Origin of the sequence: Pseudomonas sp. 43NM1, assembly GCF_002836905.1 — a bacterium.
Taxonomy (GTDB): domain Bacteria; phylum Pseudomonadota; class Gammaproteobacteria; order Pseudomonadales; family Pseudomonadaceae; genus Aquipseudomonas; species Aquipseudomonas prosekii.
This window is the reverse complement of record NZ_MKGS01000174.1, coordinates 22,708-33,195: the sequence shown is the minus strand read 5'-3', so window position 1 is coordinate 33,195 and position 10,488 is coordinate 22,708. Positions and strand designations below refer to the sequence as shown.

Genomic DNA, 10,488 nt, shown 5'->3' with positions numbered 1-10,488 from the left:
CCGATGTCGAGCACATGCAGGTCGAGCGCCACGACGAAGTGCTGGCGGCGACCAGCCATTTGCCGCACTTGGTGGCGTTCGGTTTGGTCGACTCGCTGGCCAAGCGCAATGAAAATCTTGAGATCTTCCGTTACGCTGCGGGCGGTTTCCGCGATTTCACAAGAATCGCCGGGAGCGACCCGGTCATGTGGCACGACATCTTCCTCGCCAACCGCGAAGCTGTCCTGCGCACACTCGATACATTTCGCAGCGACCTCGACGCCTTGCGCGACGCGGTCGATGCAGGGGATGGGCACCAATTGTTGGGCGTGTTCACACGCGCCCGGGTTGCCCGCGAACATTTCAGTAAAATCCTGGCCCGCCGGGCTTATGTGGACGCTATGAACTCCAACGACCTGATTTTCCTGGGACAACCGGGTGGCCGCCTGACTGGGCGGATTCGCGTACCGGGCGACAAATCGATTTCCCACCGTTCGATCATGCTCGGCTCACTCGCCGAAGGCACCACCGAAGTGGAAGGTTTTCTCGAGGGCGAAGATGCCCTGGCAACCTTGCAGGCCTTCCGTGACATGGGCGTCGTGATCGAAGGTCCGCACCACGGCCGCGTGACCATTCACGGCGTCGGCCTGCACGGCTTGAAGCCTGCGCCGGGCCCGATCTATCTGGGCAACTCCGGCACTTCGATGCGTCTGTTGTCCGGCCTGCTGGCCGCGCAGAACTTCGACAGCACCCTGACCGGCGACGCCTCGCTGTCCAAGCGTCCGATGAATCGCGTGGCCAATCCGCTGCGCGAGATGGGCGCTGTGATCGAGACCGCCGCTGAAGGTCGTCCACCGATGATCATTCGCGGCGGTAACAAGCTCAAAGGCCTGACCTACACCATGCCGATGGCCAGTGCTCAGGTTAAATCCTGCTTGTTGCTCGCCGGTCTGTACGCCGAGGGCAAGACTACCGTCACCGAGCCTGCACCGACTCGCGACCACACCGAACGCATGCTGCGCGGCTTCGGTTATCCAGTGAGCGTCGATGGCGCAACGGCATCGGTCGAATCCGGGCACAAGCTGACCGCGACGCACATTGAAGTGCCGGGTGACATTTCGTCGTCGGCGTTCTTCCTTGTTGCTGCGTCGATTGCCGAAGGCTCGGAACTGGTGCTGGAACACGTCGGGATCAACCCGACCCGCACTGGCGTAATCGATATCCTGCGGCTGATGGGCGCCGACATCACCCTGGAAAATCAGCGTGAAGTCGGCGGCGAACCGGTCGCTGACCTGCGCGTACGAGCAGCTAAACTCAAAGGCATCGAGATTCCCGAAGCGCTGGTGCCACTGGCGATCGACGAGTTCCCGGTACTGTTCGTGGCAGCGGCCTGTGCCGAAGGGCGCACCGTGTTGCGCGGCGCCGAAGAGCTGCGAGTCAAGGAGTCGGACCGAATCCAGGTCATGGCCGATGGCTTGCTGGCACTGGGCGTCAAGTGCGAACCGACTCCGGACGGCATCATCATCGACGGCGGCCTGATCGGCGGCGGCGAAGTGCACGGGCACGGCGATCACCGTATCGCGATGGCCTTCAGCGTTGCTTCCCTGCGCGCTACTGCACCGATCCGCATCCATGACTGTGCCAACGTCGCGACTTCGTTCCCGAATTTCCTGGCGCTTTGCGCACAGGTCGGTATCCGCGTTGCACAAGAGGCTCAGTCGTGAAAATCAAGCCACCGGTCATCACCATCGACGGGCCCAGCGGTTCGGGCAAAGGCACTATTGCCGGGATTCTGGCCAAGCGCCTGGGCTGGTGCCTGCTGGATTCCGGTGCCTTGTATCGCTTGCTGGCCTTCGCTGCGCGCAATCATGGCGTCGACCTGACCAATGAAGAGTCGTTGAAGCTGCTTGCCGCTCATCTGGATGTGCAGTTCATCGGGGCGATGGAAGGTCATCCGCAGCGGATCATCCTTGAAGGCGACGATGTGACCGATGACTTGCGCAACGAGCAAGTCGGCGCATGGGCCTCGCAAGTCGCCGCATTGCCGGCGGTGCGCGACGCCCTGCTGCAGCGCCAGCGCGCGTTCCAGGAAGCACCGGGTCTGGTGGCCGATGGCCGCGACATGGGCACGGTGGTATTTCCCGAAGCGCCGCTGAAGATTTTCCTCACTGCCAGTGCCGAGGAGCGTGCGCGCCGTCGATACTTGCAGTTGAAGGGCAAAGTCGATGGTGTTAGTCTGTCGAGTCTGCTAGATGAGATACGTGTCCGCGACGAGCGTGACACCCAGCGAGCGGTAGCCCCGCTCAAACCGGCGGCTGACGCCATACAGCTGGATTCCACGGAATTATCCATCGATCAGGTGCTGGAACGCATCATGAGTGAGATCGCCATTCGCGATATCGCCGGGTGACCAAGAAACGGCCCAGGGGACCAGTCATAGTCCTGTGTTGTTTCTTTAAATGAACGTAACCCACGTCGTCTGGGATGTGGAGCTGGGCGTATCCTTCGCCCTTATTCAACAGGAATTAAAATGAGCGAAAGCTTTGCGGAACTCTTTGAAGAAAGCCTAAAAACCCTGAACCTTCAGGCAGGCTCCATCATCACCGGTGTTATCGTTGATATCGATTACCAAGCTCGCTGGGTAACCGTTCACGCTGGCCTGAAGTCTGAAGCACTCATCCCGCTTGAGCAGTTCTACAACGATGCTGGCGAACTGACTATCAACGTCGGTGACGAAGTTCACGTTGCTCTGGACTCGGTTGAAGACGGCTTTGGTGAAACCAAGCTGTCCCGTGAAAAAGCCAAGCGCGCTGAATGCTGGATTGTTCTGGAAGCAGCCTTCGCAGCCGAAGAAGTGGTCAAGGGCGTTATCAACGGTAAGGTTAAAGGCGGCTTCACTGTCGACGTTAACGGCATCCGTGCGTTCCTGCCAGGTTCTCTGGTTGACGTCCGTCCTGTGCGCGACACCACGCACCTGGAAGGCAAAGAGCTGGAATTCAAGGTCATCAAACTCGACCAGAAGCGCAACAACGTTGTCGTTTCCCGTCGTAGCGTCCTCGAAGCCGAGAACTCCGCTGAGCGTGAAGCTCTGCTGGAATCCCTGCAGGAAGGTCAACAAGTCAAAGGTATCGTCAAGAACCTCACCGATTACGGCGCATTCGTCGATCTGGGTGGCGTCGATGGCTTGCTGCACATTACCGACATGGCTTGGAAGCGTATCAAGCATCCTTCCGAAATCGTCAACGTTGGCGACGAGATCGATGTCAAGGTTCTGAAGTACGATCGCGAACGCAATCGTGTTTCCCTGGGCCTGAAGCAGCTGGGCGAAGATCCATGGGTTGCTATCAAAGCCCGTTACCCAGAAAGCACTCGCGTTACCGCTCGTGTAACCAACCTGACCGACTACGGCTGCTTCGCTGAGCTGGAAGAAGGCGTTGAAGGCCTGGTACACGTTTCTGAAATGGACTGGACCAACAAGAACATCCACCCTTCGAAAGTCGTACAAGTCGGCGACGAAGTGGAAGTTATGGTTCTGGACATCGACGAAGAGCGTCGTCGTATCTCCCTCGGCATCAAGCAGTGCAAATCTAACCCATGGGAAGATTTCTCTGGCCAGTTCAACAAGGGCGATAAAATCTCCGGCACCATCAAGTCGATCACCGATTTCGGTATCTTCATTGGTCTGGACGGCGGCATCGACGGTCTGGTTCACCTGTCCGACATCTCCTGGAACGAAGTGGGCGAAGAAGCCGTTCGCCGCTTCAAGAAGGGCGACGAGCTGGACACCGTTATCCTGTCGGTTGACCCAGAGCGCGAGCGCATCTCCCTGGGTATCAAGCAACTGGAAAGCGATCCGTTCTCCGAGTACGTTCAAGAGAACGACAAAGGCGCAATCGTTAAAGGCATCGTGAAAGAAGTTGACGCTAAAGGCGCCATCATCACTCTGGCCGACGATATCGAAGCGACTCTGAAAGCCTCCGAAATCAGCCGTGACCGCGTTGAAGACGCGCGCAACGTTCTGAAAGAAGGCCAGGAAGTAGAAGCCAAGATCATCAGCGTTGACCGCAAGAGCCGTGTAATCCAGCTCTCCATCAAGTCGAAAGACGATGCTGAAGAGAAAGAAGCCATCCAAAGCTTGAAAGACAAGCCTTCGGATAGCATCGCTGCTGGTCCTACCACTCTGGGCGACCTGTTGCGTGCACAAATGGAAAAACAGAACTAAGTTCTGTCAGACCATAGAAAAAGGGCGACTTCGGTCGCCCTTTTTTGTGTCTGCGATTTGGTGAGCACAATTGAAACCAACGCCCTCCGCGTGCTGTCTGTTTCTTTAATCGGATCAATCGGTTATTTGCAGCTAGGCTTAGGTCTGAGGCAAACGAGAGTCGGGTAGATTGCTCGGCATAAGGACGTGGATGAACAAGTTAATCGTCGTAATCGCTATGTTGGCATTGGCAGGTTGTGCCACTAGTGCCAAGACGCATGCGGTTCACGGAGTCAGTGGCATAGAGATTGACTGCTCAGGGTTGGGGTCGAGTTGGGGGAAGTGCGAAAAACGAGCTGCCAAGGAGTGCAAGCCTGACGGTTACAAAGTAGTCGCGCGTTCCGATGATGCGAAAGATGAAGATGAGTTTCCCTTTGGCTTCAATCCTGCCGGATATGTCACTCGCACAATGCTGGTTGTCTGCAGGTAGCAAGTGTCCGGAATGTGCGTGCACGCACCGAAAATGAGCATGAATAAGCTGCAAGAGATATGTCAAACCCTGGGCTGTTCAAATTCCTCCGGGCGTGCTAAAACCTTTGAAGCGCTGATCTAGCTGCTTGAAAAAGAAGGGAAAAATATGACGAAGTCGGAGTTGATCGAACGAATTGTCACCCATCAGGGGCTGCTCTCATCCAAGGATGTGGAGCTGGCCATCAAGACCATGCTTGAGCAAATGTCCCAATGCTTGGCCACCGGTGATCGTATCGAGATCCGTGGGTTTGGCAGCTTCTCCTTGCACTACCGCGCACCGCGCGTTGGGCGTAACCCGAAAACTGGCCAGTCGGTTAGTCTCGATGGCAAGTTTGTTCCGCATTTCAAGCCAGGGAAGGAGCTTAGAGATCGGGTGAATGAGGAAGAGGAGGAGCGAGCGTGAGGAAAAAAGCACCGGGTTTCACCCCTCTGCGCTATATCAAATACGGCCTGCTTGTCCTGGCGGCGTTCGCAACGGTGATTTTCGTGCTGGAAAATCAAGAGGTGGCCAACGTGCATTTTCTGGGTTGGTTGATGCCCGGTCTTCCCGTGTCAGTTTATATGCTGATCTCGTTATTATTTGGCTTGGCAGTAGGGCCGTTGTTCGCTTGGTATGTTCATTTGCGAAGAGTAAGAGCTAACAAATTGGATCGCTCCCAATGATGCCGTTCGGCGCAGTGCGGGCGTAGGAGCGTCTAATATTTCACCCGCGCAGGCGGGTTGTATTATTCTGTAGCAGATGCCTATTCCTGCTTCGAGGATACTAGTCCCCATGCCCAACCTCCCACTCGCCCCGGCAAGTAATGATGAAATAGACCTCTTTGTCTTGGTCCGAGCGCTCTGGTTGCAGAAGTGGATGGTGGTTGGTGTAGCGATTTTCGTAACGCTGGCAGCGGCGGTCTACGCGTTCACTGCTAAACCGCTATACGAAGCAAAAATTTACATGCTTCCGCCTACGCAAAATGATATAGCCGATTTTAACTACGGCCGAACCTTGAATTCTGACTTGCCGCCGTTTTCTGTAAAAGATATTTATGACGTGTTCGCGCGTAATCTTTTTAGCGAGTCTCTGCGGCAGTCTTTCTTCGACAAAGTGTATTTGCCGTCGCTACCGGATCAAGGCCTTAAAGGCTCACGGGATCGAATGTATCAAAGTTTTTCAAAGCGTTTGTTCATTTCTGCGGGTGGCAAGGATAATCCAGATCGTTATTACGTTGCTGTACAGAGTTCTGATCCGGCTGAGGCTGGTGAGTGGGTGCGCACGTATGTGCGAAATGCCAGTGACGCAGCAAAAAAAGAAACAATAAAAAACGTTGTCAGGGAGGCTCAAGTTAGGGCCAGAAATTTAGACCAGCAAGTTATCGGTATGCGGGAAAGTGCTCGCAGAGAGCGAGAAGATAAAATAAAGGTGCTTGGTGAGGCGTTGGAAGTGGCTAAAGCAATAGGTCTGGGTAAGCCGATCATTATTAGCGGTAAAACCCCTGCCGAGTTGTCATTAGGTGTAGATGGTCAAACATTATATATGCGCGGTAGCGATGCGCTTCAAGCCGAAATACTGGGTTTGCAAGAGCGTCAATCAGATGATCCTTTCATTCCAAGTTTGAGAGTATTACAGGTCAAGTACTCGTTTCTCAAAAATCTTAGTATTGATTCATCAAGTGTCGCAGTCTATCGGCAGGACGGCGTAGTAGACGATCCGGATAGCCCCATCAAGCCTGATAAATTAATGATTTTGATCAAGGGCGCCTTTTTTGGGGTTTTATTGGGTCTGGCAGTAGCGTTGGCAAGGTACTTCTGGCCACTGTTTCGCGCTCGAGTATAGCTATCAGTGCAATCGAAGTCAGATCGGAGCTGAGTTGAACGGCAAACGTACGTCTTCCGTGAATGTTAAAAATACTGGCTATAGACGACTGGGTTGCGAGCAGTGATTGAGCCCCTAGGATGGTACGATGCTTCGGTTGAGCAAAAATCCGTTTCCTCGGCAAAATCTGGTAACGCTATTGTGCCATCTAGGGGATAATGCCCCGCTTAGCAATCAGCAAATGTTGCACGACCCGGAAAATAGCGGGCGAAAAAACTTTAAAGCTTGTTGTTCTTGGTGTGAATCTATGATAGGTGCTCGGTTTTGGTGGGTCAGGCAAGGATGCAAGCGGGAATGATTCGGCCAATTATAAACATTGGTTGCCAAGCGTTTTTCAAACTAATATTCGCTATTGCATCTCTAAAGATTGTAGCATTTTATGTCGGGCCGAGCGGTATGGCAGTGGTCGGGCAGATTCAGTCTTTCCTTCAGATATTAAGTGCCGGTGCCTCGTCCGTGACAACCACCGGTGTCGTGAAGTTGATCGCGGAAGATAAGCATCCCAAAGATAAAATATTGCAATCTTCATTGCTGCTATTGGGTGTATTGAGTCTTGCATTTCTCGTAGTGCTGCTCTTTGCCAGCAACTTCATATCGAACTTGTTTCTCCAGGGAGAATGGGTAGGTGTTTTGCTACTTCTTCCACTCGGGGCGTTTTTTTTAGGGTTGAATAACCTTTTTATTTCTTACTTTAATGGTGAGCAAAAATACAGCGAGTATTTTTGGTATTCTGTTATCACGGCGTTTGCCGTAGCGCTTTTCACTTGCGGTTTTTCCCTGCTGTTTGCAAAGACGGGCGCTGTTTACTCTATTGTTCTCGCGCCTGCTTTGGCTGGATTACTTGTTTTACTGTTGCCGGCTAAATTCAGGCTGCCCAAACTCCCGTTTGCAAGCTTGAATATTGAAATTATAGAAATTCTATTATCATACTCGTTGATGGCTTTGGGTTCTGTTGTAATAGTTTATGGCGTCCAGATTATTTTGCGGGATTATATAGCTACTAATGGAGCCTTGGCTGAAGCAGGTATGTGGTATGCCTCTACACGTTTGTCTGATATATACATGGGAATATGCAGTGTTCTATTCTCGACAATCTTGCTTCCTAAATATAGTTCAGTCGAAGGAAAAGCGCTCACGAGCGTAGTGGTCAAGTTTGGATTGATTACTCTCTGTTTTGTGATTGTAATGGTGGTGTCTGTTCGTCTCTTGGCTAGCTTTGCTGTTGGGTTGATCTATGGCGACGCATTTGCGGCTGCTGCTGAAATAATGAAGATTTACGTGCTGGGCGATTCACTGAAATGCCTGAGCTGGATCTTTCTATACGTAATGATAGCAAAGCAGCATGTGCGATTTTATCTAGTGTATGAAATGGTGAGCGCATTTCTGTATTTGCTCTTTTGCATTCTTTGCTATCAGTTTTACGGTTTCGCAAAAATGGCTTATGGATACCCACTGCAAGGCGCAGTATCGCTGTTGATGGTGCTAACCTGGTTCTGGTTGAGTCGCTACAAATCTTTGTCCTCTGAGCAGAATGAGAAGCATGACGCAGTATAATATTATATATGCTCTGGTATGGTTGCTGGCAGTTATCTCAGTAAGAAAGCATTCACTACCGTCAGTGTATTTGTTCTTTGTGCAAGTCATGCTACTTGCATTATTTGTAGGTTTAAAATTCCAAACCGGCTATGACTGGCCTATTTATGAATCTCATTACGTCGCAATCCAAGAAGGCGGGAACTTCTATCTTAATTTTGAGTTTGGCTACGAATGGGCTGTTCAAGCTGCCGTAAGTGCTGGCATGGCATTCGAGCATTTCTCTGCAATGGTGAGCATACTGGAAGTTGCGTTTATTGCAGCCGCAGTAAGGAATTTTTTTCCAAAATATTGCTTGGTTGTCATGGCGATAATGTATTCGATACCGGACTTTTATCTTATACCTACATTTTCGCTACTCAGACAAGGCTTGGCGGTCAGCATATTCTTAATCGGTGTGTGCAGAGTTTTCTCAGGTAGAAAAGCTTCCGGCTTCATATATTTCGCAATCGCTTGCTCGCTCCACTACTCCGTAGTGGGCGGAATACTTCTTCTCGCCCTACTGTTCATGTTTCCGCTTAGTCGGAAAACTTTCGCGCTGATATTCGCCGGCGCTATCGTACTGTACGTTGCGTCGTTTGATATTGTCCGCGGTGTTGTCCAGGTATTGATAGTTTACGTAGATCCAAAATATATGATTTATTTGGATCGCGATGTGTTCAATGCGTCGTTTGCTTATCGGACCGCGTTCGCTACCGTATCAGCACTGATTTTTGCTTGCATATATGGCGCTTGGTTGAGAAGTGAGTCTTCTGGGGAGTCGCGTTCAGGCAAAGGCTCCAGTGCATTAGCTTATCGCTTGGCATTCTTGGGGATTCTCATACCTTTAGTCATATTTGGATTTCCCACTTTATCTACCCGATATCAATATTTTTTTGCGATATTCGTTGTAGGCTGTGCATTAAACGCATTGCAGTATGTAACATACGCGAGTCGTCTGATTGTGGTATTTGCAGTAGCGATCGTCGCGTACTTGCCATTCTATCGTTTTCTTTCAAGTCCGCTTTCGGTAGTTTATATACCCTATCAAAGCCAGCTGTTTTACGATCAAAAAAATTCCACCGGGCATGATCGGACTAACGATCTACTCAATCAATTAGACGTGCTGTGGTCCAAATGATGAAGCAGATTAAAGATGTTGTGTTACTAACCACCAAGTATGCGGATGATAAAAAGGACGCCTGGCTTACCAACGAGCTGGCCTATTCTCTGGATCAGGACGGACATAACGTATCGGTCGTGGTCTTTTCATGGCTAAAGAATGAGCCAGTGTCGTTCACAAAAGTTATAGACGGCATAACCGTCATTCGAGTGAAGCTTCCGGAAATTTTTTACAATACGGGGGTTGTAGGTACGGCACTAAAAATATTTATTTTTCCTTTTTTGGCGCGATATGAAGTGCGAAAACAAGTAAAAAAATGTGACTTGTTGATTGCCAATACACCCTGTGTAACAATTTTAGGATTGTCTCGTTTTTTCAGGAAAAAATATAATGCAAAATCCTATCTGGTTTGTTGGGATTTCTTTCCTTACTATTTAAAAGACCTCGGTGCTATTAGAAACAAACTTTTCTTTGGGTTTTTTCGCCATCTTGAAGAATTGATGTACAAAAGTTTTGATCGGATTGGGTGTATGACCGACGGGAATGCTCAATTCCTCTCTGAGAATTTCCCCGCGGTAGATAAAGAGCGTGTTGAAATTTTGCCGCTTTGGGCGAAGATTAAAGATGTGGAGCCGATAGACAAATCAGCAGTAAGGTTGAAATATAATCTTCCATCGACGAGCTTTATTGCTGTCTATGGCGGTGCGATGTCTATAGTTCAAGAGTTGGAGAATATTCTTGAACTGGCAGTGCTTTACTCTGGCAGCGAAGTTACATTCCTTTTTATCGGTAGAGGAACTGAGAAAGATCGCCTTGAAAAATTGGCATCTGCTCGAGGTTTGGAAAATGTGAAATTCATTGATTACGTACCTCGTGACGAATATCAACACGTCGTGCAGGCTTGCGATGTGGGCTTGATATCACTCTCTCGGAAGTTGACAGTGCCTAGCTTTCCATCTAAGTCGCTGGACTATTTTAAAGTGTCTCTTCCAGTGCTTGCTTCGCTGGATCCGGTTACAGACTTCGGCACCATTCTGGAAGATAAGATAAGTGCCGGCTTCGCTGTTGTGGCCGGTGATGTGGCTAGTTTAAAAAGGAAGTTGGACTTGTTGATTAGCGACGCTGAGCTTTGCGCTGCACTCGGCGCGAATGGTCGGCGTTATTACGAAAAATACTTGAGTGTCGAGAACGCAAGAAGTATTATCATGTCATCATTATAAG

At 50.6% G+C, this 10,488-nt stretch carries 10 protein-coding genes; all 10 read left to right on the top strand.

Features of this window, described 5'->3' with window-relative positions:
• A partial coding sequence (locus BI292_RS22455) for a bifunctional prephenate dehydrogenase/3-phosphoshikimate 1-carboxyvinyltransferase (RefSeq protein ID WP_101209213.1) occupies positions 1 to 1,703 on the top strand: 1,703 nt, incomplete at its 5' end.
• The gene (gene cmk / locus BI292_RS22450; RefSeq protein ID WP_101209211.1) at positions 1,700 to 2,389 is read left to right on the top strand and encodes a (d)CMP kinase; all 690 of its coding nucleotides are present in this window, start codon (positions 1,700 to 1,702) and stop codon (positions 2,387 to 2,389) included. The genes BI292_RS22455 and cmk, both read left to right, overlap by 4 nt.
• A gap of 120 nt (positions 2,390 to 2,509) precedes the next feature.
• Complete coding sequence (gene rpsA, locus BI292_RS22445) at positions 2,510 to 4,201, top strand: 30S ribosomal protein S1 (RefSeq protein ID WP_008148721.1); 1,692 nt, start codon at positions 2,510 to 2,512, stop codon at positions 4,199 to 4,201.
• A 190-nt stretch (positions 4,202 to 4,391) separates the two neighbouring features.
• On the top strand, positions 4,392 to 4,670 hold the full coding sequence (locus tag BI292_RS29235) for a hypothetical protein (RefSeq protein WP_101209210.1): 279 nt from the start codon (positions 4,392 to 4,394) through the stop codon (positions 4,668 to 4,670).
• A 147-nt stretch (positions 4,671 to 4,817) separates the two neighbouring features.
• Entirely contained in the window at positions 4,818 to 5,114 is a 297-nt protein-coding gene (gene ihfB, locus BI292_RS22435; protein WP_101209209.1) for an integration host factor subunit beta, read from the top strand.
• Positions 5,111 to 5,374, top strand: a complete 264-nt coding sequence (locus BI292_RS22430) for a LapA family protein (protein ID WP_256592722.1) — start codon at positions 5,111 to 5,113, stop codon at positions 5,372 to 5,374. Before ihfB ends, BI292_RS22430 begins: the two co-directional genes overlap by 4 nt.
• A gap of 109 nt (positions 5,375 to 5,483) precedes the next feature.
• Entirely contained in the window at positions 5,484 to 6,533 is a 1,050-nt protein-coding gene (locus BI292_RS22425) for an LPS O-antigen chain length determinant protein WzzB (RefSeq protein WP_101209208.1), read from the top strand.
• 333 nt (positions 6,534 to 6,866) lie between these two features.
• Positions 6,867 to 8,126 (top strand): oligosaccharide flippase family protein, encoded by a 1,260-nt coding sequence (locus tag BI292_RS22420; protein ID WP_178076616.1) that lies wholly within the window; start codon positions 6,867 to 6,869, stop codon positions 8,124 to 8,126.
• A complete protein-coding gene (locus BI292_RS22415; protein ID WP_101209206.1) occupies positions 8,113 to 9,285 on the top strand; it encodes an EpsG family protein in 1,173 nt (390 codons plus the stop codon). The genes BI292_RS22420 and BI292_RS22415 overlap by 14 nt, the downstream gene beginning before the upstream one ends.
• Entirely contained in the window at positions 9,285 to 10,487 is a 1,203-nt protein-coding gene (locus BI292_RS22410; protein WP_178076615.1) for a glycosyltransferase family 4 protein, read from the top strand. The genes BI292_RS22415 and BI292_RS22410 overlap by 1 nt, the downstream gene beginning before the upstream one ends.
• Position 10,488 lies beyond the last annotated feature (1 nt).

Bases quoted from the DNA above. Each gene is read 5' to 3' on its own strand.
- rpsA (WP_008148721.1), top strand. From the start codon at position 2,510: ATGAGCGAAAGCTTTGCGGAACTCTTTGAAGAAAGCCTAAAAACCCTG.
- BI292_RS29235 (WP_101209210.1), top strand. From the start codon at position 4,392: ATGAACAAGTTAATCGTCGTAATCGCTATGTTGGCATTGGCAGGTTGT.
- ihfB (WP_101209209.1), top strand. From the start codon at position 4,818: ATGACGAAGTCGGAGTTGATCGAACGAATTGTCACCCATCAGGGGCTG.
- BI292_RS22425 (WP_101209208.1), top strand. From the start codon at position 5,484: ATGCCCAACCTCCCACTCGCCCCGGCAAGTAATGATGAAATAGACCTC.
- BI292_RS22420 (WP_178076616.1), top strand. From the start codon at position 6,867: ATGATTCGGCCAATTATAAACATTGGTTGCCAAGCGTTTTTCAAACTA.
- BI292_RS22415 (WP_101209206.1), top strand. From the start codon at position 8,113: ATGACGCAGTATAATATTATATATGCTCTGGTATGGTTGCTGGCAGTT.
- BI292_RS22410 (WP_178076615.1), top strand. From the start codon at position 9,285: ATGAAGCAGATTAAAGATGTTGTGTTACTAACCACCAAGTATGCGGAT.